This window comes from Bacillus cereus, assembly GCF_002567495.1.
Lineage (GTDB): Bacteria > Bacillota > Bacilli > Bacillales > Bacillaceae_G > Bacillus_A > Bacillus_A cereus_AQ.
Genome location: NZ_NVAP01000014.1, coordinates 54,339 through 77,973, shown reverse-complemented (window position 1 = coordinate 77,973; position 23,635 = coordinate 54,339). Strand labels below are relative to the sequence as shown.

Below are 23,635 nucleotides of genomic sequence, written 5' to 3'. Positions count from 1 at the left end.
ACTTATCTCACCTTTTCATCTACATACTCCATAAACCGCTCTGCTTGAATAAATCTTTCTTTGTACGCCTCAGGTACGTCTTCTACTTTCATTCCACCAGTTGATTTTGTCTTTACTTGTACGATTTCATATGTCATTAAAGCTTCCACATAATGATCAAACTCTTCTTGTGTTAATACTTCTTCACTAGATTTATGACCATTTAATTTATCAAAGTATGGTTGAAGCCCCATACTTACCCTCTTCATTTCATCTCTTTTTGCTGGTGATAATTGATCATAATCAATATTACCGTTCGAATCTCCGTATGCAAGCTTTGCATTTGTTAATTTTTTTAGTTCTTTTGTAAACTCTTCATATTCTTTCGCACCCATTTCATCTTTCGCTTCTGATAACTTTGCACTAAAACGCATGTACGCCTCTAATGTCATCGTTCCAGCATGTTTTTTTAAATTCTCAAAAGAACCGTATATACCATCCGCCATAATAGATTGATACGCAAAACCAGTCGTCGGGATTAAAAGAGCTGCTGCAAGTACTCCTGCGATAAGACGTTTCTTTTTCTTTCTCTTACGCCCCCCTTGATTCATTTTTATTTGAACGATTACTTTTTCTTTTAACTCTGGCGGGGCAACAATCCCATTCGATTCCTCTTGTATAGATTCTCTAATTCTGCAATCTAAACTCATTTCACATCCCCTACCTCTCCTAAAAAGATTTCTTCTACTTGCTCTTTTTGACGTAGTTTTTTTAATGCTGCGTGAATTCTAGATTTCACAGTACCAATTGGAATATGTAATATCTGTGCCACTTCTTCTTGTGAATAATCGTGTAAGTATCTTAATATAATAACTTGTTTCAATTTATACGGTAATTTATGAATGAGTTCGATTAATTTTTGGTTTGATATTTTACTTACAACATCGTTAGAAAAATCAATTTGTACTGGTTTTCTTTGCTCTTCTGCTTTTTTTATAATTCGTAGTCGCATCCACCTCTTTCTTCTATAAGAGTGAATTTGTTTAATCGCAAGTCCAATTAGCCAAGGACGAAATGGCTTCTCGTTATCATACTTACGAAGCGATTCATATAGTTGTATGTATATTTCTTGAACGACATCATCTACATCCGTTTTATCATCTAGTAAAAAATGTACTGTTTTATATACTTCTTGAATCGTTTTATCATACAACTTGCTATATGCTTCTTTATTGCCTGATAAAGTTAATTGGATCAAATCTGTATAAACTGTTTCATCCTTCATATACCATCCCTCCTTTGTCTTATACTATATATTGGCAAGTAATTGATATTTCGTTCGATTTTTTCAAAAAGTTTTATATAAATTAATATAATGATCGAATGAGTTCATAAGCTTCACTTATAAAGTCGCATAACTATTATATAATTTTCCAATTTCTAATGACGATTTAAAATGATTTATATAGTCAAATTTAGGAGGATATATGATGAAAGCCATTATTGTAACGTCGTTCGGTGGTCCTGGAGTGATGAAATATACAGATGTGGATATGCCGGCTTTTTCAGAAGATCAAGTTTTAATTCGTGTTGTTGCTACTAGTGTAAATTTCGCTGATATTAAATCCCGTTATGGTAAAAAAGGAAATAAAGCACTACCTTTTATACCAGGGATAGATGCCGCTGGTATTGTAGAACGAGTCGGTTCTCATGTGAAAAATATTCATCCTGGACAGCGAGTCATTGCTTTTCCTCAAAATGGATCTTACGCAGAATACGTTGTCGCAAACGAAAACCTTACTTTCGTTTTACCTGATAAAGTCGATTTTCAAACTGCAGCGGCATGCCCTATCGTATCTTTCACAAGCTATAATTTACTGGCAAATGTAGCAAGACTTCAACAAGATGAGTCTGTACTCATTCATGCAGCGGCTGGTGGAATTGGTACGACAGCAATTCAAATTGCTAAACTATTAGGGGCTGGAACTGTTATCGGTACTGTCGGAAATGAAGCGAAAAGTAAAATCGCTTTAGATGCTGGAGCTGATTATGTTATTTGTCATCATGATGAGGATTTTGTAGAGAAAGTCAATGAGCTGACAAATGGTGAAGGGGTCGATGTAATTTTAGATTCTATTTCTGGAACAGTTTCGGAAAAAAGTTTAAAATGTCTTGCTTATTATGGTCGCCTCGTTCATTTCGGAAATGCAAGCGGTGAAATTGGTAACTTTCAAACGAAAGATTTACACGCAAGTTGCCGCTCTATACTCGGTTTTAGTTTTGGTACTACACGAAAAAAACGTCCTGAATTACTCCAAGAAACTGCAAATGAAGTTTTCCGCTATTTACGTGATGGAAGTTTGCAAATTAAGGCTACGAAATCTTTTCCACTTCAAGATGCAGGGAAAGCACATGAATGGGTCGAAAGTAGAAAAAGTACAGGGAAAGTAATACTAACTGTCCAGTCCTCTTCCTGAAATGAATACTGGAAACCGAGGTGTCATTCATGGGATCACGAATTATGCATGCTATTATCGCTAACAGGATTGCCGAGAAATTATGTATTCAAGATAAAACTTCGTTCATACTTGGAGGTGTAGCCCCTGATGCTGTTCATTCAGCAGAAGAAAAAGGCGCTTCGCACTTTTACGCTGGCACAACGAAAAACTATACGAGAAGGATAGATTTCAATTCTTTTTTTCAAAAATATAAAGTTCATATGGATTCCCCTTTTCTCTTAGGTTATTACACCCATCTCATTGCCGATGATAATTGGCTAAGTGGCTTTTTTCTACCTTGGCTAAAAAATAGAATAGAAAATGACGAAACTATCGCACCTATGTACTATAACGATTTTAAATTGTTAAATGCAAAGTTGCTTCATCATTACGATAAAGAACAGCAGCTCTTCTCTCTTCTCAATCAAGAGGCTCACATTGTGGATATTGAAGAGGTTTCTAAAGAAAACGTACTAGCTTTTCGAAAGTATCTTTTTGAAGATATGTTGTATCCAGAGCAACATTTGCATGAAGACTTACAAGTATTTACGTTTGATCAAATCGTTGGTTATATTGAAACAGCTATTGAAAAAGGCGTATTTTTTATTAATCAACTCTCTAATGAAAAATTCATTTCAAACATGTAATCCCCCTCAATATATTTGAAGGGGATTTTCACATAGTAATATTATTATTTATTCTTTTCCATAACTGCAAAATAATTACCTTCACTATCAGCAAAGTTAAATACTTTACCAGAAGGCATAGTCACCATTTCGCCAACAGTAACATTTTTATTTTTTAAATCTGTATATAATTGATCAAGATTTTCTGAGAAGAACATTAAAGATGGTGTACCAAGATTCAATTCTGGGCTCATTTGAGAAATCACTTCTTTATTATGTAATATAATGCTCGTTTCTGCACCGTTAGTCGGAGCGATTTCAATCCATCTCATTCCTTGCTTATTATCTTCCTCTGCTACTACATGAAATCCTACTTTCTCTGTCCAAAAATTGACTGCCTCATCTTGATTATTTACATACACCATAATTTGTCCAACTTTATGAATCATTTGTATTCCTCCTAATGTTTTTTATATTCTATGTAGCTTTCTACAGGTGTTATCGTTATTCCTTTTGAGTTGATATGTACTTCTTTGCAAAATTTATCGACTGACTCATCCCATCCAGCTCGTCAAAATAATCATTTCTTTCAATCATATTATATCCGTCGAATCCAATTTCATCTAATACCTTGAAGAATATATCGAAATCTACTTCACCATTTCCTGCTGCGACTTCTATATACTTACTTGAATTTTTATTTTTTACTTCTTTACAATCTTTAATATGAGTTTGTACTATATAATCTTTTAATAGTAATAAACCTTCTACCGGATTTTCATTTACATCACTTATTAAATTTGCTGGGTCAAAGTTAACAGCTAGTCCTTTTGAGTTTATAGTTTCTAAAAATCGTTTTAACACTGTTGCTTTTTCAGAGCCTGTCTCAATAGCGAAGACTCCTCCAAATTTGAATGCTAAATTCCCTACCTCATAACAAACCCGTTCCATTTTATCATAGTACGCACTTTTTTCATCATCTGGAATTTCCCCGATATGAGCTGTTATTATCTTTGCTCCTAGCTCCAAACCTCTGTCAGCAATATATTTAAACTGATCTATTGCACCGTCAACTTCCGTTCCTATAATTCCATTTTCTCCAAAGTTAATTGCTAATGACGGAACCTTTATTCCATTAAAAGATAAACCTTTCTTTAAAGTAGTCCATTCTACCATTGGAATATTAGCTAAGTTGAAGTTCTTATTCATAGCATACAATTGAATACATTCTAAATTCCATTCTCTCGCCTTTTTTATTCCTTCGTTTACTTCAATATGTTTCGTATTTAAAAACATCCCTAATTTCCTATTCATATATGTACCTTCTTTTTATTATTTCGTATCATTTTAATATTCGACTCTCTTTATATTACTTCCTTGTACATATGTTGATTAAAAAAATGATGCTAGATACATTTTAATAACCATTAATAACCCCCCTTGTATTATTCAATTGCAAATAAAAAAGACGTAACTACAAATAGTTACGTCTCCCTAATTATTTATCTTGGCTTTTTCTTCCCAGTAAATGCTGGTTTCTTTTTCTTTGGTGCTTTCGGTTTCGTTTCTACAAATGATCCGTTGAACATTTCTTGCTTCGTAAATACGATACCTAGTTTTTTTGCAAATTGAAGTAATTTACGCTCTTCTTGTTGTGTTACAAGAGATACAACAGTTCCTTCTTTACCCATACGTCCAGTACGTCCTGAGCGGTGAATATATTGGTCTACTGTGTCTGGTAACTCCAAGTGGATTACATGTGTTAAATCATCAATATCAATACCGCGTGCTGCAATATCAGTAGCAAGTAGAATTTCTAATTTCCCGCCGCGGAAAGCTCGCATCGTTGCTTCACGCTCTTGCTTACCTGCTTCTGCATGAAGAGCTGCTGCTTTCATTTTACGGAACTGCAATTTCTGAGTAATTTCATCTAAACGGAATGGGTCGTTTAAGAAAGCAACTGCTTTTACATCGCCCATATGCATAATTCTTCTTACATAATCATTTTTTTCGCGTCGCTCACAAATGATATACGTATGCTCAACTAAGCTTTTTGACTCTGCACGTGTTACACGTACTAATTGTGGTTCAACTGCCAAATCACGTGCCGCGTCTTCTGCCGCTTTGGTAATTGTCGCTGAGAAGAATACTAATTGACGGTCGCGCATCGTTGATTTAATTACATCTTGTACTGCGCCCATCATCTTTTGTTTTACAATTTGATCAAACTCATCAAATACAATTGTTTTCACTTCATGCATCTTTAGCTTTTTCATACGAATTAATTCTAAAATACGGCCTGGTGAACCGACAATTACTCTCGGGTGTTTCTTTAATTTTTCAACTTGGCGCTTAATATCTGCACCACCAATTAAAGATGCACCTGAAATTTCAGTTCCTGCTGTAAATTTTTGAACCTCTTCATGAATTTGCATTACAAGTTCACGCGTTGGAGCTAAAATAACAACTTGTGGCTGTTTTACTTCAGGATTAATTTTATGTAAAAGGGGCAATAAGTACGCTAATGTTTTTCCTGTTCCAGTTGGAGATTCAGCTATAACGTCTTGTCCTTCTAAAATAGTTGGAATCGCTTGTTTTTGAATTTCAGTTAATTCTTTAAAACCAGCCTTCTCCCAAGCTTCTTGTAAAAATGGTTGCATATCTTTTATCATTTGTTTTTCTCCTTTATCTCTATTTTTGAAGAAAATGCTGTATTGTTCGCACCGTTTCTATCATGTGTGAAATAACAGCTATTAAATCATCAACATGGTCTTCTGTAATCGCTTTTTGAAATATAACCTCTACCTTATTATGATATGAAATCGCTTGCTTATTATATTCGTATGAAACTTTCTGCATAATCATTCTTTCTTTTCCCCATATAGAACGCATGAAAGTTTCAATTTCTTCGCATCCTACTTCTGGTTGTTCTAACGGGAATGAAAATGCTAGCTTCATTTCACAACCTGGTGTAAACTGAGGCACTTCTAGTATTTCACCAGACAAGTTCTTTGCATCCACAGATAATGAAAATGTTGCTTCTACTAATGGTTCGAACGGTTCTGTTAATTGAAATGAGATATGATATATACGACTTAATGAGGCAAGGTCCATCATATCTTTTCGATCTGTTACAAGAATATCTCCATGTAGATCAAAATCATACACAGCACCTTCTACGATTACTTTTAAATTGTCAAAAGCAGTTGGATCAAACATAATTTCCTCCAAAAAACAGGCGCCTTTCGATGGAAAGGCGCCACTTGATGTATATATAGTTTACAGATAAACGAGATGAATTACAACCTTTTAGAATAAACCTACTGCTTTTCCATCTTCATTTACATCCATTTGAAGTGCCGCTGGTTGTTTTGGAAGACCTGGCATTGTTAACATTGTACCTGTTAACGCAACGATAAAGCCTGCACCGATAGATGGTTTTAGCTCACGAATTGTAACGATAAAGTCAGATGGACGCCCTAATTTTGTTGCATCGTCAGAAAGAGAGTATTGTGTTTTCGCCATACAAACTGGTAGGTTACTCCAACCTTCTCCTTCGTATTGAGCTAATTGCTTACGTGCTTTCGGAGCAAATTCAATATCTTTTGCGCCATACACTTTTTGAGCAATTGTACGAATTTTTTCTTCTAATGGTAATTCTAATTCATAAAGTGGTGCGTAGTTGTTCTCACCTTTTTCGATTTCTTTTAGTACTTTTTCAGCAAGGTCAACTCCGCCTTGGCCACCCTTCTCCCAAACTTCTGTTAAGGATACTGCATAGCCACGCTCATTACACCACTCTTGTAAGTATGTAACTTCTGCATCTGTATCTGTAATGAATTTATTAATTGCAATTACGAAAGGCACACCGAAGCTTTGAATTGTTTCAACATGTTTCTGTAAGTTTTCCATACCTTTTGCTAATGCATCTACATTTTCTTCTTTTAATTGATCTTTTGCTACGCCGCCATGCATTTTAAGCGCACGAATCGTCGCAACAATAACAACTGCTTCTGGTTTAATACCAGCTGCACGAGCTTTAATATCTAAAAACTTCTCAGCGCCTAAATCAGCACCGAATCCAGCTTCTGTAATAACATAATCACCTAATTTTGCTGCCATTGTTGTAGCGATAACACTGTTACAACCGTGAGCGATATTCGCAAATGGTCCGCCATGAATGATAGCTGGTGTATTTTCTAACGTTTGTACTAAGTTCGGCTTTAATGCGTCTTTTAATAATAATGTTAACGCACCTTCTACCCCTAAGTCTTTAACCGTTACAGGTTGATTTGCAAAGTTATAAGCAACTACGATACGAGATAGACGTGCTTTTAAGTCTTGAATATCTGTTGCAAGGCAGAATACCGCCATAATTTCAGATGCTACTGTAATATCAAAACCATCTTCACGTGGTACACCTTGAACTGGTCCACCAAGACCAATTACTACGTTACGAAGGGCACGATCATTTAAGTCAACACAGCGTTTCCAAACGATCTTACGCGTATCAATTCCAAGTGTGTTTCCTTGTTGGATATGATTATCAATAAATGCTGCTAACGCGTTATTAGCAGTTGTGATTGCATGGATATCTCCAGTAAAGTGAAGGTTAATGTCTTCCATAGGTACTACCTGTGAAAAACCACCACCTGCTGCTCCGCCTTTTAGTCCCATCGTTGGTCCAAGAGATGGTTCGCGAAGTGCAATTACTGTTTTCTTACCAATTTTATTAAAAGCTTGACCTAAACCAACTGTTACTGTTGATTTACCTTCTCCAGCTGGAGTTGGGTTAATCGCTGTTACTAAAACAACTTTACCGTCTTTCTCGTTCTGTAAGCGCTTAAAAATGTCAAGAGATAACTTACCTTTATAATGCCCGTATGGCTCTAATTCATCTTCTAAAATATTTAATTCAGCTGCAATTTCTTGAATCTTCTTCATACTCGCTTCTTGTGCGATTTCAATGTCGGATTTAACTGTTGTAGTAGTTGTCATATACCCTAGTCCCCCTTTAATTGGTTCTGATGATATTGTATCAGTTTTTTGTATTTTCTGCACTTATTTACCTCCTAAAAATTCTTTCATTTCTTTATACGTTTTTTAACATAAATACCCATAAAAATGTTAACGATTGTTGTAACTCTGTAGGTAATTGACCTAACATCTTCTCATTTACTCCACGCTTATATACACCGATACCATCTACAACTTCAAAACCTTGTTCTTTCGCTAACTGCTCAAATTCCCAAGGCATCATCGTATTACAAACAACATCTTTGCCATACAAGCGAGGATAACTGTTCTCTCGAGGCTTTGCTGTCGGTCCTAAAATTGCAATACATGCATATCCATTTCTTTTTAAAACACGCTTTATCTCATTTAATGCTCGTAATGGCTCTTCAGTCCATTCTAAAGAGTTAATGGCCATAATTGATTCAAATTGTTCATTTTCAAATGGTAATGCAAAAAGATCTCCTTTTATAAAAGATAAATTTACTCCTTCTCCGCGTTCCTTACCTTTTTGAATCATCACTTCTGATAAATCTACTCCCACTGCTTTATAACCTGCGCGACTTAATTTATATGTACCGTATCCATCACCACACCCAACATCGAGCACTTGAGCTTCTTTTTTCACATACTGTTCAAAAAACGGAATAATTGTACTCCTACTTCCGCTGTCCCACATTTCCTGACTATTTTGATTCCAAAACTCTGCACTACTATCCCATTTCTTCTCTGCTGATTCATGCCAATTAAATTTCGTCATACATTCCCCTACCTTCACGTATTATCATTCATTTCATTCTACATCATTTTCCAAAATTCCTGTTTATTCCGCTACCAGTAAAACGCCCACCTCAAAATTCGATGAATGCGAGGCAGTTAATGGGAGAGAACTGCTCATAAAAGTCCCATTGGTGCGGGCTGATAATCAATCATGATGGACCAATCCCCACACTTTATCTTCATTAGGAGATGTACATGCGAACGATGGAATGCGTATTCTCCATTTTTTGCTTTACTTGGGTTTAACTCATACTCATGCTCTTCTCGTTTTGAAAGATACTATAGATACACCCAATTGAAAGAGAGGGATGTACATGCGAAGAAAGAGAAATCATCATTTAAAAAGTGGTGAGAAAAACGAAGAGTATGCAGCTGAAATATCACCGGCTGGCATTCCAATTAGACATAAGCGTAAAGAAATTGCAAATGAAATAGAAGGTACAAATACCGGTGCAATGATAGGCTATGTCGCTTTATTTCTTTCGTTATTCTCCATTGCTTTTTATCCTGTTACGCTCGGCTCCCTAGCAATTTTAGTTGGCTTATTAGCTGTCAATTTCGGAGCAAGAACACTTGGATATACAGCAATTGGTTTTGGTAGTTTTTCTGTTTTATTTACTTTACTTTATCCGCTTGCTTTGTCAGCGTTTTAAAAAAACACACCAAGTTATACTTGGTGTGTTCATTCATGATACAACATAATATGACCGCATCCACAACAATGTTTCGCTGTAATTTCTTGAAACACTGGATAATTTTCTTCATCTCGATGCTCAATAAATACTTTTTCAAATCGATACATGTTTGGTGCATATGCCCAATCTTGTTTCGTACGTGCATATAACGTTGAGGAAAAAAACTCCTCACCACCGCAAACGATACATGTGTTCTTCATCGCTATCCCTCCTATGCTTGTCTTACTTCATCTATATGAACATAAGCATAAAAAAAAGACCTTCTATTACTAGAAAGTCTTCTCTGAAACAAAAAGAAATGTACCAAACATTCCTACTCCGCTATATTCTTTTGAAACACCAGCTTCTGTTTTAAATGTTTGCTTTACAGTCATAAAGAATACACCATTTCGTGCATCTGTACTTTCAAATTGTAGTTTTTCTTTTTTACCATCTACATTTTGCGTGCATTCAAAACTACTCTCATTACAATTCAACGCATACTTATCCTCTACATACACTTTAAAATCTGATTCTTTCGGACAAGTTATAAGTAATATTGCCACGAGAATAATACTTATAATACCCACAATTGTATAATATTTCTTCATTTGTACTCCTTTCAAATGACAAGAAAACTTGACTTCATACGCCAAGTTTTCTTAGTCAACAACCCATTGCCACTCTTGTTCTTTCTTATCAAAAATGAGCCAACCTGTTTCTGTTGCTTCCTCTTTCAATTCATCAATATTATCTAACACCTCATCCGTACTTTCATACGAACCAACTACATATACCGGAATTTCAAGACCTCTTCTTGACTCAATCTTCCCTGCTAGATCTATGTAAAGACCATCTTCCATTAGTGGAATCAGTCCCATGATCAATTCTTTTGAAATTGCTGGGAAAATTTTTGATTTTTGGAAGAAAGAAAAACGTTTCTTACCGAAAGCACCGAGTTTATACGGAATGACTTTACTTAACATTCCTACAAAATCAGCAATTCTACGATAATACACTTTGTTGTACCATCCGTCATCATGTGAAAAATAAACAAATCGATTTTTCAACAGCGGAAAGAATGTTCTTGCAAGTGGTTCTTTTTTGTGAGCCAAATATAATAATTCTGCAATTTCTTTCGGCTCTAATTCATCTAAATCGCTTGCATCATCAAAATCTACCCAACAAAATTCATCAAATTCATCAATCTCTGCTTGAATTAACTTATGTATATTTTCTTCCTCAACATATTCAAATAAAGTATGATAATGAAAATCCGTCCATTCAAAGTTGTGCTTCAAAAGCAACACTTGATGAAGCGGTGAAGGGATGTTACTCGCAAACTCTTTAAACGTAATTCCTGATGTAATAAAACAATGACCTCGACGATTACCATTAATATATATCATATTCTTTACTTGGTCAGATCCTCCAGACAAAGCACCTAGCCACCTTCGTTTTATATGTTTCAATTCTATAGCATATTTTAACATGAAAAATTTTAGAAACATAGAAAAAAATGCAAAAACTATTTACAATTTCATGTGTTTTATTACATAGTGATTACAAGAAAAAACGCCTGCTCATAAGCAGGCGTTTTTAAAGGATTTCATCTGGGTTTTGAGGATGATGATTTCCCTCTTTCTTTTCTTCTTTTTGGAACATCGATTGAATTTTATCAATTGTTTGTGGAGCTAATTCAATCATTTTTTCTGCTAAATGTGTCGCATTTTGTAGATGAAGAATATTTACTCCATCTTTATTCACCACAAGAAATGCTACTGGTGTAATCGAAACACCACCCGCGCTACCGCCACCAAATGCAGCGTTACCGTTCGCTCTTTGTCCATCATTCGTTTGGAAATCAGAACCTCCTGCTCCAAAACCGAACGCTACTTTAGAAACCGTTAACACCACACCACCGTCAGCCGTTTGAACAGGCTCTCCAACAATCGTATTTACATCAACCATTTCTTTTAAATTTTCCATTGCTGCTTTCATTAACCCTTGAATTGGATGATCCACCGTTCATAACCTCCTTTGTCATATCTTTCCTAGTTTTTCCGAAAGTTTGTGAACTAAACATAAAATTTTATATTGATTTCAAAAAACTTAAGTTGTAATATTTAGAAAAATAAAAAAAGAGGTCGATTCGTTATGATACGAAAATTAACAAAGAAAGATCATGAACAAGTATTCGCTTATCTAAAAGAAGAAGCAGCCATTAACTTGTTTATTATTGGAGATATTGAAGCTTTCGGTTATGACACAGATTTTCAAGAATTATGGGGAGTATTTAAAGAGAATGGAACATTAAAATCAATTCTACTCCGATTCCACGATTCATTTATACCCTATAGTAAAGAAGAATTTATTACCACTGATTATGAGGCGCTTCTTTCCGCATATAAGCCGCTTAAACTCTCTGGTAAATCAACTATTGTAGAAAAGTTTGAAACTGCTCCAAGTCTACAATTAGGCGTCAAAAATGAAATGTATTTTTGTGAATGTCTAAATGACAACTACTTACCTAGCACACCAATTCATGAAACAATTAAACTTGCCTCACTCGATGATATAGAACGAATTATGAGATTACGAAGTGACATTGCTGAATTTCCAGTTGCTAATGAATCAGAGAAAATATTAAGACAAGCTCTCAAAACAAATACAGGACGCACATATTATATTGAAAAAGACGGTGCTATTATTGCATCCGCCTCTACTTCCGCTGAAAATTCATTATCCGCTATGGTAGTTGGTGTATGTACACACCCGAATTATCGTGGAAATGGCTACGCTTCGCTCATATTACAAAAAATGATTCAAGACTTTACGAAAGAAGGCCGAACGCTTTGTTTGTTTTATAACAATCCAGCTGCTGGGCGAATTTATAAACGATTAGGGTTTAAAGATATTGGGATGTGGACGATGTATCGATAATAAGAAGTAACTCTATAAGAGGAAATAGTCGTAACTTAGTAATACAAGCAAATTACAAAATAACCCACACCGTTATTATGAAGATGGAGAAACTACTTGTAAAGCCGTGCCCCTAACTAAAACATGTCATGTATTCAAGCTAAATTTAGACAGATAAATGCCCCAGTTGCATCTACTCCAGCAACTGGGGCTACATATTTATACTCAATTTCTTTCCACTACAAATAGAAATATTTATGAAACATTTATCACACTTATGTCGCTATTATCTTTCCGTACAAATGCCCTTCTAAATATTACTGCGTCTTATTATACTTTGCTTTAAAATCAATATATTCCTGTTTCGCATCTTGGTTATTACCTTGGTGACTATCAAAAGATGTGTGTATTTGTGATATATATTCTACTAACTTACCTTCATCATTTCGCTTTTTATAATTTATTACAATACTTACCTCCAATATCTGCTTTGAACCATTTTTAGAATCAATATGCAATGCGATTGATCCACCACCATATTCATCATATTGTATTTTCAACTTATCATTAATAATACTCTGAAACTCTAATTCATTTAGTTTATATCCAACTGTACTAGGTTGATCAAATTTTTTTATATCATCTCCGGGCTTCATCTTTAGTTTCCCTATTCCTTTTAAACGATCAACAATTAAGTTTACGTATGAAACATCCAGATTTGAATCCGGACTTTTCACCTGTCCATTTTTATACATAATATTGGTACGATAAACAACTTCTTCTTTATTATCTTTGCTGTCTACTGCTGAAGTAACCTCTTGTGTTGTATTTCCATATAAACTTTTATCTTTCGTATTATATATCCCTTCCGAAGTTTGATAGATTGTTTTTCTATGCTCTCCATCTTCCTTTTGCTCATATGTACTATATATACCTCTTTGTTCCACATACGCATATCCATCATCACTCGCAGACATAACCTTTTTCATGTCACCTTCATCCAAAGCTTTGACAAATGGCTCATATTCTATCTTCGTCTCCCCAAAACCACATCCACTTAATAAACTTGATACTATTAACAGAACTATCATCATCTTAGATTTCTTCTTTAACTTCATACTGACACCCCGTTGATTTCTCTAGGCATTTTTAGGTTCATTACATTCCCATTTTGATAGTAATATAGTTCACCTTTACTTACCGGTATTTATTAACCCATACAGATTATGTTGAAGATACTTTAATTTTTAATAGCATCGATTTTTATACAATCCTTAATTGTTTATATATTCCGTTCGAATTTTCAGAAACCAAAACTTATTTTATTTCTTTAGTTTTCTTTTTTCCTTCTCTTCATAAAGCTTTAGTCTTTTCTGACGTTCCCTTTCATACTCCTCCCACGAAATATAAAATGACGGAAACTTAAATCTACAATAGGCTAATAATTGGAACTCTGCTGCACCTATGGCTACCGCGTACATTATTAGAGTCCCTCCCGCATACAATCCTAAAATATTTAGTGTATAATCATTATGCACATAAATTAAAATGAGAAGAGTTAACACATAAATTAGAGCACACTTAATTGCAATCCTCTTTGTTTTACTAAAAAATGAAGAGGATTCTTCTCCCGTATTAAATGCCCCTTTACTTGCCTGTCTAAAAGTATCAATAGTCGCTAAAATATGTAATATGACTGCACCTAAAAATAATAACCCAACATACATTAATGTAATTTGATCAATTGAATAATTTGACATTCCCGGGATTATCAACATTGTAAATGTAATAGTACCTAGCTGAAACGCATATAACAGTACCACAAGTGTTTGTAGTTTCTGAAATTTAAATGGCATCTTAGGAAACAGATAAATAATTAAAAAAATTACTTGAAGACTATAAAGCACTAACTCAAGGCTAACAATTATTTTATCAAAGAGAGTCGGGTAATAACTCCAACCAAACCTTATTAACCCTCCAATAAGAAAAAACATTATTAATGAAATAAAAAACATCGTTCCAAACATAAACCCTGTAGCCCACTCGGGGCTTAAGCGATTCTTGCAAGTACTTTTAAATTCATTTAAATCTTCTTCTTTTATATTCCACATATAATTACACCATCTTTTCTAAAATCATGTAATAACTCTATTTTTGTAGACAAACTGAAAGTAAATAAATGTTTTTAGTATTTCATATTAAACTAGCCTTTTTTACTTTTTTTAACAAACACAAAATACAGCGATAGCATTAGTATTAAGCCTATTCCACAAACCAATACACCTCCATATTCTTTCTGGTATAAAAAAATAAACATAGTAACAATATAGCTCGGTATTGACAAAATAATGAGCCACTTCCCCAGAAACTCTGCTATTTTATATAGAATTAAAAAGATAAACATAATCCCCACAATAATAGGTGCTATTACACTTTCAAATAAACCTTTTTCTTTTTTTACAGCTTTAGAATCTTTATTCAAGATATTACATTCCTCCTTTTACTAGTTAATTTATGAATAATGTATTCATTCTATCTTCAATGTAAGTTTACGAGTATCATTTATAACTTTCATTTCAGTTTTTGTTTCGCTTTTGTTCTTTCTCTCTTATTCTTTTTCTATTTGCTATAAATTCTTGGTGTTCCTTTTCATGTTGTTTCCACGTAATATTAAATGATGGAAATTTAAAGCGACAATACACTAATAGGACGAATTCTGCTGATACTACAGCAAATGTATATAATATTATTGTTTGTACAACATAAATTGCCATTTGGCTAAATGTATAATTAAGATTTAAAAAAATTAATATAAGTAGAACCATTACACCAATTGTCATTCCAATCGATAAATATAATTTTGCGTTAGTAAAAAATGAGACGGCTGGTCCTTCCGATTTATATCCTCCATGTTTTGCCTTTTTAAAAACATCAATTGTAGTTACAATGTGAGTACAAAGCGCCCCTAACATTATTAAACCAATATAAACTAACGTTTTATTATTACTTGGAAAATCAAACATTCCTTCAACCATCATAACAATAAATGGTAATGTTGCTAATTGAAAAGAATAAAATAAAGTCACGATGGCTTGGAGTTTCTGTAATTTAAAAGCAACCTTTGAAGACATGAAAATTATTAAAAGAATCAACTCCAAAATGTATAACTTTACCTCAGATCGTACCAAAAATGTTTCAAAAGGTGTTAAAGAAATCTTATCACCGTTCAGCAAAACACCTAAAAACATGATGAGCATTGGTATAGAAGTATATGCAAAAACTCCTACATAAAAGATTCTTATATAATCCGGACTTAATCGGTTTTTATTTGCAATTTTGAATAAACCTAAATCTTCTTCCTTTATTTTAAGCATCCATCTTTCCTCATTTCGACGCAAAACTTATTTCTTTATTTTGTTTGCTTCTTTTCCTTCTCTTCATACATCTTTAGTCTTTTCTGACGTTCTCTTTCATGTTCCTCCCACGAAATATAAAATGACGGAAACTTAAATCTACAATAGACTAATAATTGGAACTCTGCTGCGCCTATGGCTATCGCGTACATGATGAATGTAAATATAAAGTAACCAAACATTATGCTCAATGAGTAATTATTTTGTATATAAATTAAAACGAGAAGAATTAGTACATAAATTACCACACCAAACATTACATTTTTCTTTTCCTTATTAAAAAATGAAGTAGATCTTTCTCCCATACTAAACGCACCTTTACTTGCTTGTTTAAAAGTATCAAATGTTGTTACACCATGAACAAGTATTGCTCCTAATACTAGTAAAACTACATAAATAAGCGTAATAAAATTAATAGAATAATTACTCATCCCTGGAAGAACAAACGCCGTAAGACCTATAGTACCTAACTGAAACGCATATAATAATATCACCAATGTCTGGAGCTTTTGAAATTTAAAACGTACCTTAGGGATCAGATATATAATAAAAAAGATTACTTGTAGGCTATATAACAACAATTCCATTCTGACCATTACTGTGTCAAAAAGAGTCGGATAGTAATCCCAGCCAAATCTAATTAATGCTCCAAAAATAAAAAGCATCAATAACGAACTATAAAGCATTCCACCAAACATAAACAACATAGCTCCTTCAGGGCTTAAACGATGTCTACATGTAATTCTAAATTCATCTAGATCTTCTTCTTTTATGTTCCACATTTGTTAGCTTCACCTTTCCCCGAACTATAGTATATTACCAAAATAAAGATTTAATTTTCTTAGTCACTGATTTTATACCTTTTTATTTTCATCGCCACTCTTAACTATCTCTTTTGTTGTACTGCGCCTTGTATTTTAAATATTCCTGTCTCGCATCTTGGTTATTATCCTGTTTTCTATTAAAATACGTTATTATTTGGAACATATTTTCTATTAATTTTCCATCCTCATTCTTTTCTTTAAAATCTATATCTATCCTCATTTGCAAAATTTGTTTTGGATTTTTTGAGGCATCCAGGTGCAATACGATTGTTGCTCCATCAAATTCATCGTATTGTATCTTTAATTTATTATTAATAATATCTTTAAATTCAGATTCAGTTAGTCGATATCCGACTGAATTAGGCTGATCAAACTTTTTTATATCATTCTCGGGCTTCATCTTTAGTTTCCCTATCCCATTTAAACGATCTACAATTAAGTTTACGTATGAAACATCTAGATTTGAATCCGAACTTTTCACCTGTCCATTTTCATACTTAACATGAGTACTATAAATAGTTTCTTTTTTATAATTTTCATTTGTCCTTTTCCCCTTGTCTTTTTCTATATCAGTCGCAACTGTTTGTATCGCCTCTCCATATAAACTTTTATCTTTTGTATTATATACACCTTCCGTAGTTTGACGAATTGTCTTACTGTGCTCTCCATCTTCTTTTTGCTCAAACGTACTATAAATACCTCTTTGAGTCACATAAGCATATCCATCATCACTCGCAGACATTACCGTACTCATGTCCTCTTCATCCAATGCCTTTACTAATCTCTCATACTCTATTTTTGTTTCCCCGAAACTGCATGCGCTTAGTAAAAACGTTACAGTCATTACAATAACTATTTTTTTAACTAACCTTTTACTCATACCATAACTACACCTTTCCCCTTATTTTATACATTACTTGCTATTTGAATATTGTTTTTCATACTTCTCATATCGGGTTTTAGAAGCTTTATCGTTATCTTCTTTACTATTTAAATAGATTGCTATTTTTTGATCATGCCTTATTAATCGGCCTTCTTTATTCTTTTTTTCATATCCCATTGTGATGCTTATTGTAGTGAATTCCATTGGATTTTCTTTTGAATCTTTCGCCGAACTAAACTCCATTAATAATATTGCTTCATCAAATTTATCGTAGTCCACCTTTAACTTGTTATTAATTATTTCTTGAAATTCCGATTCAGTTAAGTAATATGTTACCTTGGATGACTCACTAAATCTTTTTTTATCTTTTTTGGTTCTTAAACTATCTATTCCCTTTAATCTATTAAATATAAATCGAACATTCGAAACATCCAAATTTTGATCTGGACTTTTTAATTGATTATCTTCATATTTAATACTAGTTCTATATACAATCTCTTCTTTTTTTTGCTCACTATTTAATGAACTAGCAATTTCTTGCAAAGTTGTTCCATAGAACTTTTTTTCTTTGACATTATATACTCCTCCTGTTGTTTGATATACAACGCTAATGCGATTATCATTTTCCGCCCAAAACGTGCTATCCCTAACCTCTTCTTTCACATAAGCATACCCATCATCACTCGCAGACATAGCCGTCTTCATATCACCTTCATCCAATGCCTTTACTAATCTCTCATACTCTATCTTCGTCTCCCCAAAACCACATCCACTTAATAAATTTGCTATTATTGACAGAACTATCATCATCTTGGCTTTCTTCTTTAACTTCATACTGACACCCCGTTGATTTCCCTAAGCATTTTTTTAAGTTCATTATGTTCCTTTTTGAAAAGTAATACATTTCACCCTTATTTACTTTTCGTTTTGGATTTTGTATTTTGTTTTCGAATTCTCCCACGCATTCTCTCATTCTCTTCCCACGTAATATTAAATGATTTAAATTTGAATCTACAGTACACCAATAACTGGAATTCCGCTGCACCAACGGCTACTGTGTACAGTAAAACAGTACCTATTACATATCCAATAAAAGTATCAATCGCATAATCATTATGAAAATAAATCAAAATAAGTAGGATTAATGCGTATATTGAAGTTACTTTCATCATAGTTCCTTTTGTTTTACTAAAAAAGGAAGCGGATCTTTCATTCATACTAAATGTACCTTCACTTGCCTGTTTAAACGTATCAATCGTTGTCACAATATGAACAATCACTGCTCCTATAAATAAGAAGCCTACATATACTAATGTAATTCCGTCGATTGTATAATCAGACATTCCAGGAAGAATCAGAGCTGTGAATAATATTGTACCTAATTGAAATGCATATAATAACACGACAATCGTTTGTAATTTTTGAAATTTAAATCGAGCTTTTGGAAATGAATATAGAATTAAAAAAATTATTTGTAAGCTATATAGCACAAGTTCAATTTTAACAATTGTTTTTTCGAATAAAGTAGTATAGTAATCCCAACCAAAGGTTACTAAAGTACCAATAAGAAAAAACATCATAACTGAAACGTACACTATTGTTCCTATCATAAAACCTAAAGTACCCTCAGGACTTAAACGGCTGCTACATGTTACTCGAAATCCATCTAAATCTTCTTCTTTTATGTTCCACATTCAGTTTTTCACCTTCTATACAGTTTAAATAATTTCCAGGCACTAAAATCCCATTACATTCCTAACTTTTTAAGTACATTCATCTTTGCGTAACTATATTCAGATAATATTACCTCTACATTAATTACCGTACATAATCAGAATGCTTTTGATAGTTCAAATAGCCTTCTTTCTCCTCAAAAGCTCTAAATATTCTTCTCTCTTTCACTTAAGCATATCCCTCATACTCTATTTTTGTTTCCCCCGAAACTGCACTCACTTAGTAAAAACATTACTGTCATCACAATTGTATCGAGATAATAAAGCTCTTTAATTTTATCTTCAGAAAGGTGATAACCTCCCATCAACAATATGCTAGGAGGTTATTACAGTTATTTTAAATTTGTTTTTATTTTAATGGATTCGATTTTTGCAAATAATAATGTTATTTAATTTGAGAGAAGCGAATATTAAAAACCTACTGCTTAATAACTCGTAATTAAGTCTTCACCCTCATATCTAGGGTCTTTCTCAACTTTACCATCTTTTGTTTTGATGACTTTTAGTCTACCTAACCACTCTGCTCCCTTATATGTCTCTTCACTTACCCATAAATTATGCTTTTTACCATCTACCTCAACTACTAATGTGGGGTGTGTAAACATGAATTCCTTCTCTACATGCCTACCTACAATTTCTGCATGTAATGATGTACCTTCTTCAACTAATTTACTATTTTGATACCCTTCGATAATAGGTAATCCAATAACTACAAAGAATATGAGTCCAAATACGATTACTTTCTTCTTTGTACTCCATTTATTCTTTTCTTTCAATTCCTTCTGTCTCGCTTCTCTTTCTTCGCGTTCCTCCAAACTCTCATTTAAAGCATCTTCCCATGCCTTAATTTCCGCTTCAATTTCTGCTTCAGCTCTTGCTAGTTTTTCTAGTTGTTCATCGGTTGCTACCATCTCATATGAGTTATCTCCAACCAAACGAATTTCAGTACCATTTTCTTTTACTTTTCGCAAGTCTTTTTCTGTACAATTAAACTCTCGAATGATTTCCCCTTGTGTGTTTACCAATCTAACGTAAATGTTTTTTTTCTCCTTCTTCTTAAACATCTGCACTCCCCCTTATTTGTTTCCTATCATAGATAACCCTATTGCAATTAAGAGAAAGAAAACGATAATAAGGAAAGTCTTCCCTTTGCTTAATTGTGTTGTACAACCTTCCAAGACAGCCCATATAAGAATTGGAAAAAGAAGAATACCTAGGAAAATATCAACTAACTTGTTGCTACTCTTCTTTAGTGGTTTTTCTTCTACTATCGTTTTTATCTGAACAGCTTCTTTTCTTATTTGTTTCGGTTTCTTTTTCTTGCGTCTATGATTCACCCAACTTACTCCTTTTAGAATAACTTTTTCCTAACTATAAAAATACCGAAATATCCCCATTTTCATCGTACAGGATAAAAAGTATAAATTCTCATTAATACCATTTTTCAAAACATCTATTTTATTTTTTAACAAACTCATTCCGCCACATTTTAAACTTAGCTGCAAATTGACCTTCAATTCTTCAAAACAAATCAAATCCCTTAGAATGATTTATTATTATGAAAAGACTTTTCATAATTCACATAATCTTGCTTCGCTTTCCTCTTTAACTTCATACTGTCACCAGTTACTCTAGGCATTTTTAGTTTCATTACGTTCCCTTATTGTTCCTATCATAAACCCTAAAGCATCCTCAGGACTCCACCAATGTTTATATATCACCCGGGATTTATCTGAATCTTCTTTTTACATTGCACATTCAAGTGTCCCACCTTTAACTACATTCATTTAAATCATGTAGATTAAATATAAAAACCTTCTCATTTTAATGAAAAGAGAAGGTTTTCTTGCTGTTATACATTCATGCCATATTCAGAACTTTCCCTCTTCAAATAATGTATTATAGTTGTTAATCTTTGAAATTTTATTTTCGCTATTAATTTAGGCATTTTTACTTTTCTTAAAAAATACCAAATATGCAAATAATGACGAGATTAAGAGGAATACACCCGCCCCTATACCCTCATATATTTTAAAATAAACAGCAGCAATTATCACAAATATTGACATTGTTATTATTAGAATCATTGTATATTTCATTATAAATTCTAACGCTTTATATATAGATACTATTGTCCTTTCAAAAAAACTTTTCTCTGTTTTCAAAACATCCCGCTCCTTATTCAAAGTAACACCTTCCTCTCTTTACAAATTGACTTTTGAATAAACTTTCCCCTTCAAAATAGCAACAAAGCGAACTATAGCACGTAACTACTACCAATATAGAATGAGCCCGTTGAAAATCACGTGTCGAAATATTAAGTTAATTTCATATAGATTTGAGAACGAAAAACCTCCTCATTCTAACGAGAAGAGAAGGTTTTATTTATGTTATTTCCCCAAATCCTATTCAAAACTATTTCTTTTATGATATTTCCATATTTTAAAAGTCACAAGCTTAAAATATTATTCTTCATTAAATACAGCAATCTTCACTTCAACATACTGTAAAGACTCATCACCGCTAAACACATGATAAATTGGCGAGGCTAAATTCAGATTATTATCCTCCATATACAGAAGCATTTCACCATATACCTGCTCTGTTAATTTTTCATAATCTCCCGTATATCGTTTCATGAGCATCTCATCAACATAATAATAACTCCTAAATTGAAGTGTTTCTGATGCTGGAATTTTATCTTCATTTACTGGCATGAATAATTCAACGTACATATTTTCATCAGATGGTATATTTTTCAAAGCATAAAACATCGGACCTTTTACTGTTAAATTCGCTGTTGCAATTTCTGACATAAAATGTTCAATTGCTTCTTCCATATCTTCGTAATGAAAATAGTACTCTTTCGAAACTACATTTGTATATGCAATACTTTGTCCTTCTATTATCATTTTATTGTTTCACCTACTTCTATAATAGGAGCATAAATATCTAACCACATGTCACCGTATACATCTAAACATACGTGATAAAAACTGTTTTCTAATTTAATATGATGCTGTTCGGCAAACTCATGTATTAAATTATAAGCCTCCTCAATATCACCATCTTCATCTGTAAATCGAACACATAATGCCTCTTCAATAATTAATCCATCAACGTATTCATATGCAGAATTCTCTCCTAATTTAACACGCTCATTTACTGGAACAGAATACGTATATTCACCGTACTCTGGTTCATTTTCCAATGGCTGATATTTAAAAAGAACAGGACCTACTGCATATATTCCATTATGAACAACTCGATTTCTCAGTGCGATAGCAGGTAATAACCAATCTTCTTTTTTTACAATTTGAGTAATACTAATTAAATTTAAAAGTGATAATGCTTTATATTGAATTTTCATAATAACTACTCCTTTTACTATACTTTCTCTTGGCTATATTTTTTATGTTTCTTCAAATGTCACTTACGCTCTCCTTCATATTCCTTCCACATTATAGTAAATGACGAACATTTAAATCTACTATACTCATTTCCTTTACGCCTTACGTTTTGATTTACCTTTTTTATTTTTCTTTTGATATCTTGGAGTCTCTCTTTTATGTTGTTCCCATGATATGTTAAATGAAGGGAACTTAAATCTACAATAAGCCAATAATTGAAATTCCGCTGCACCAATGGCCACTGCATACATAACAACATTACATATAACATAACCAAACATTGTGTTTAATGAGTAATTATTATTTATATAAATCAAAACAAGAAGAATTAACACATAAATTACAGCACCTCGTATAACATGTCCCTTTGTTTGACTAAAAAATGAAGCTGATTTGTCCCCACTACTAAATGCACCTTCGCTTGCTTGTTTAAATGTATCAACTGTTGTCACAATATGAACAATTATTCCACCTAATACTAATAGACCTACATAAATACGTGTATGGAGATCAATTGAATGCTCAATCATTCCAGAAAGAACAAATAACGTGCATCCGATAGTTCCAAGTTGAAATGCATATAATAATATAACGAGCGTTTGTAATTTTTGAAATTTAAAACGCGCTTTAGGGAATAAATATAGAATTAAAAACATTACTTGCAAACCATATAACACTAATTCAACCCTAACAATTACTTTATCAAACACAGCGGTATAATAATCTATTCCCCCCCAAAAAATAATAATCATGAACAATGAAGTATAAAATATTGTTCCGAGCATAAATCCAGTGACACCTTCAGGATTTAAACGGCTTCTACATGTCATTCTAAATTTCTCTAAACCCTCTTCTTTTATATTCCACATTACTTATATAC

The 23,635-nt window shown here is 33.1% G+C and carries 30 protein-coding genes; 4 read left to right on the top strand and 26 right to left on the bottom strand.

What is annotated here, in order from left to right:
- Positions 1 to 2: 2 nt before the first annotated feature.
- On the bottom strand, positions 3 to 689 hold the full coding sequence (locus tag COK05_RS07350; protein ID WP_098612048.1) for a DUF3600 domain-containing protein: 687 nt from the start codon (positions 687 to 689) through the stop codon (positions 3 to 5).
- A complete protein-coding gene (locus tag COK05_RS07345; RefSeq protein ID WP_098612047.1) occupies positions 686 to 1,264 on the bottom strand; it encodes a sigma-70 family RNA polymerase sigma factor in 579 nt (192 codons plus the stop codon). Before COK05_RS07345 ends, COK05_RS07350 begins: the two co-directional genes overlap by 4 nt.
- Before the next feature lie 205 nt (positions 1,265 to 1,469).
- On the opposite strand from COK05_RS07345, the gene COK05_RS07340 reads away from it, so the two are divergent.
- Entirely contained in the window at positions 1,470 to 2,456 is a 987-nt protein-coding gene (locus tag COK05_RS07340) for a quinone oxidoreductase family protein (RefSeq protein ID WP_098612046.1), read from the top strand.
- Between the two features lie 29 nt (positions 2,457 to 2,485).
- Complete coding sequence (locus COK05_RS07335; protein WP_098612045.1) at positions 2,486 to 3,124, top strand: zinc dependent phospholipase C family protein; 639 nt, start codon at positions 2,486 to 2,488, stop codon at positions 3,122 to 3,124.
- Positions 3,125 to 3,168: 44 nt separating this feature from the next.
- Here the strand turns inward: COK05_RS07335 and COK05_RS07330 are convergent, their stop codons facing one another.
- The 6 genes from COK05_RS07330 to COK05_RS07305 all read right to left on the bottom strand — a co-directional run bounded on the left by COK05_RS07330 (position 3,169) and on the right by COK05_RS07305 (position 8,876).
- Positions 3,169 to 3,552, bottom strand: coding sequence for a VOC family protein (locus COK05_RS07330; protein ID WP_098612044.1), 384 nt, complete (start codon positions 3,550 to 3,552; stop codon positions 3,169 to 3,171).
- A gap of 55 nt (positions 3,553 to 3,607) precedes the next feature.
- The gene (locus COK05_RS07325; protein ID WP_098612043.1) at positions 3,608 to 4,417 is read right to left on the bottom strand and encodes a sugar phosphate isomerase/epimerase family protein; all 810 of its coding nucleotides are present in this window, start codon (positions 4,415 to 4,417) and stop codon (positions 3,608 to 3,610) included.
- A 188-nt stretch (positions 4,418 to 4,605) separates the two neighbouring features.
- Positions 4,606 to 5,775, bottom strand: a complete 1,170-nt coding sequence (locus COK05_RS07320) for a DEAD/DEAH box helicase (protein WP_098612042.1) — start codon at positions 5,773 to 5,775, stop codon at positions 4,606 to 4,608.
- A gap of 19 nt (positions 5,776 to 5,794) precedes the next feature.
- Positions 5,795 to 6,322 carry a hypothetical protein gene (locus COK05_RS07315; RefSeq protein WP_141538938.1) on the bottom strand — a complete coding sequence of 176 codons (528 nt, stop codon included), beginning with the start codon at positions 6,320 to 6,322 and terminating at the stop codon, positions 5,795 to 5,797.
- Between the two features lie 90 nt (positions 6,323 to 6,412).
- Entirely contained in the window at positions 6,413 to 8,101 is a 1,689-nt protein-coding gene (locus COK05_RS07310) for a formate--tetrahydrofolate ligase (protein ID WP_098130740.1), read from the bottom strand.
- 94 nt (positions 8,102 to 8,195) lie between these two features.
- The gene (locus COK05_RS07305) at positions 8,196 to 8,876 is read right to left on the bottom strand and encodes a class I SAM-dependent methyltransferase (protein WP_098612040.1); all 681 of its coding nucleotides are present in this window, start codon (positions 8,874 to 8,876) and stop codon (positions 8,196 to 8,198) included.
- 334 nt (positions 8,877 to 9,210) lie between these two features.
- Between COK05_RS07305 and COK05_RS07300 the strand changes: the two genes are divergently transcribed.
- Positions 9,211 to 9,549 carry a permease gene (locus COK05_RS07300; protein WP_098612039.1) on the top strand — a complete coding sequence of 113 codons (339 nt, stop codon included), beginning with the start codon at positions 9,211 to 9,213 and terminating at the stop codon, positions 9,547 to 9,549.
- Positions 9,550 to 9,578: 29 nt separating this feature from the next.
- Here the strand turns inward: COK05_RS07300 and COK05_RS07295 are convergent, their stop codons facing one another.
- The 4 genes from COK05_RS07295 to ytfJ all read right to left on the bottom strand — a co-directional run bounded on the left by COK05_RS07295 (position 9,579) and on the right by ytfJ (position 11,595).
- Positions 9,579 to 9,791, bottom strand: a complete 213-nt coding sequence (locus COK05_RS07295) for a hypothetical protein (protein ID WP_000798747.1) — start codon at positions 9,789 to 9,791, stop codon at positions 9,579 to 9,581.
- Between the two features lie 69 nt (positions 9,792 to 9,860).
- Entirely contained in the window at positions 9,861 to 10,181 is a 321-nt protein-coding gene (locus COK05_RS07290) for a hypothetical protein (RefSeq protein WP_000761171.1), read from the bottom strand.
- A gap of 51 nt (positions 10,182 to 10,232) precedes the next feature.
- Positions 10,233 to 11,009: an oxalate:formate antiporter gene (locus COK05_RS07285; RefSeq protein WP_000014087.1), complete on the bottom strand. Its 777-nt coding sequence runs from the start codon at positions 11,007 to 11,009 to the stop codon at positions 10,233 to 10,235.
- 160 nt (positions 11,010 to 11,169) lie between these two features.
- Positions 11,170 to 11,595, bottom strand: coding sequence for a GerW family sporulation protein (ytfJ, locus tag COK05_RS07280; RefSeq protein WP_000349986.1), 426 nt, complete (start codon positions 11,593 to 11,595; stop codon positions 11,170 to 11,172).
- A gap of 132 nt (positions 11,596 to 11,727) precedes the next feature.
- Here ytfJ and COK05_RS07275 point away from each other — a divergent pair, with 132 nt between their 5' ends.
- Positions 11,728 to 12,513, top strand: coding sequence for a GNAT family N-acetyltransferase (locus tag COK05_RS07275; protein WP_098612038.1), 786 nt, complete (start codon positions 11,728 to 11,730; stop codon positions 12,511 to 12,513).
- A 296-nt stretch (positions 12,514 to 12,809) separates the two neighbouring features.
- Here COK05_RS07275 and COK05_RS07270 read toward each other — a convergent pair whose 3' ends face one another.
- The 14 genes from COK05_RS07270 to COK05_RS07200 all read right to left on the bottom strand — a co-directional run bounded on the left by COK05_RS07270 (position 12,810) and on the right by COK05_RS07200 (position 23,624).
- A complete protein-coding gene (locus COK05_RS07270) occupies positions 12,810 to 13,610 on the bottom strand; it encodes a DUF3952 domain-containing protein (protein WP_098612037.1) in 801 nt (266 codons plus the stop codon).
- Between the two features lie 204 nt (positions 13,611 to 13,814).
- Positions 13,815 to 14,603, bottom strand: coding sequence for a hypothetical protein (locus COK05_RS07265; RefSeq protein WP_098612036.1), 789 nt, complete (start codon positions 14,601 to 14,603; stop codon positions 13,815 to 13,817).
- 92 nt (positions 14,604 to 14,695) lie between these two features.
- Entirely contained in the window at positions 14,696 to 14,974 is a 279-nt protein-coding gene (locus tag COK05_RS07260; RefSeq protein ID WP_001990239.1) for a hypothetical protein, read from the bottom strand.
- 94 nt (positions 14,975 to 15,068) lie between these two features.
- On the bottom strand, positions 15,069 to 15,866 hold the full coding sequence (locus COK05_RS07255; protein WP_098612035.1) for a hypothetical protein: 798 nt from the start codon (positions 15,864 to 15,866) through the stop codon (positions 15,069 to 15,071).
- 35 nt (positions 15,867 to 15,901) lie between these two features.
- Entirely contained in the window at positions 15,902 to 16,687 is a 786-nt protein-coding gene (locus tag COK05_RS07250) for a hypothetical protein (protein WP_098612034.1), read from the bottom strand.
- A gap of 100 nt (positions 16,688 to 16,787) precedes the next feature.
- On the bottom strand, positions 16,788 to 17,609 hold the full coding sequence (locus COK05_RS07245) for a DUF3952 domain-containing protein (RefSeq protein WP_029442153.1): 822 nt from the start codon (positions 17,607 to 17,609) through the stop codon (positions 16,788 to 16,790).
- A 33-nt stretch (positions 17,610 to 17,642) separates the two neighbouring features.
- The gene (locus COK05_RS07240) at positions 17,643 to 18,446 is read right to left on the bottom strand and encodes a DUF3952 domain-containing protein (RefSeq protein ID WP_119683232.1); all 804 of its coding nucleotides are present in this window, start codon (positions 18,444 to 18,446) and stop codon (positions 17,643 to 17,645) included.
- A gap of 77 nt (positions 18,447 to 18,523) precedes the next feature.
- The gene (locus COK05_RS07230; RefSeq protein ID WP_098327465.1) at positions 18,524 to 19,306 is read right to left on the bottom strand and encodes a hypothetical protein; all 783 of its coding nucleotides are present in this window, start codon (positions 19,304 to 19,306) and stop codon (positions 18,524 to 18,526) included.
- Positions 19,307 to 19,770: 464 nt separating this feature from the next.
- Positions 19,771 to 20,409, bottom strand: a complete 639-nt coding sequence (locus COK05_RS07225) for a hypothetical protein (protein ID WP_141538936.1) — start codon at positions 20,407 to 20,409, stop codon at positions 19,771 to 19,773.
- A 12-nt stretch (positions 20,410 to 20,421) separates the two neighbouring features.
- Positions 20,422 to 20,682 carry a hypothetical protein gene (locus tag COK05_RS07220; protein ID WP_097998241.1) on the bottom strand — a complete coding sequence of 87 codons (261 nt, stop codon included), beginning with the start codon at positions 20,680 to 20,682 and terminating at the stop codon, positions 20,422 to 20,424.
- Positions 20,683 to 21,285: 603 nt separating this feature from the next.
- A complete protein-coding gene (locus tag COK05_RS31630; RefSeq protein WP_046392640.1) occupies positions 21,286 to 21,531 on the bottom strand; it encodes a hypothetical protein in 246 nt (81 codons plus the stop codon).
- A 279-nt stretch (positions 21,532 to 21,810) separates the two neighbouring features.
- Positions 21,811 to 22,257, bottom strand: coding sequence for a DUF5085 family protein (locus COK05_RS07210; protein ID WP_000582716.1), 447 nt, complete (start codon positions 22,255 to 22,257; stop codon positions 21,811 to 21,813).
- On the bottom strand, positions 22,254 to 22,715 hold the full coding sequence (locus COK05_RS07205) for a DUF5085 family protein (protein WP_098612032.1): 462 nt from the start codon (positions 22,713 to 22,715) through the stop codon (positions 22,254 to 22,256). Before COK05_RS07205 ends, COK05_RS07210 begins: the two co-directional genes overlap by 4 nt.
- A 135-nt stretch (positions 22,716 to 22,850) precedes the next feature.
- Positions 22,851 to 23,624 carry a hypothetical protein gene (locus tag COK05_RS07200; protein WP_098291291.1) on the bottom strand — a complete coding sequence of 258 codons (774 nt, stop codon included), beginning with the start codon at positions 23,622 to 23,624 and terminating at the stop codon, positions 22,851 to 22,853.
- Positions 23,625 to 23,635: the final 11 nt, after the last annotated feature.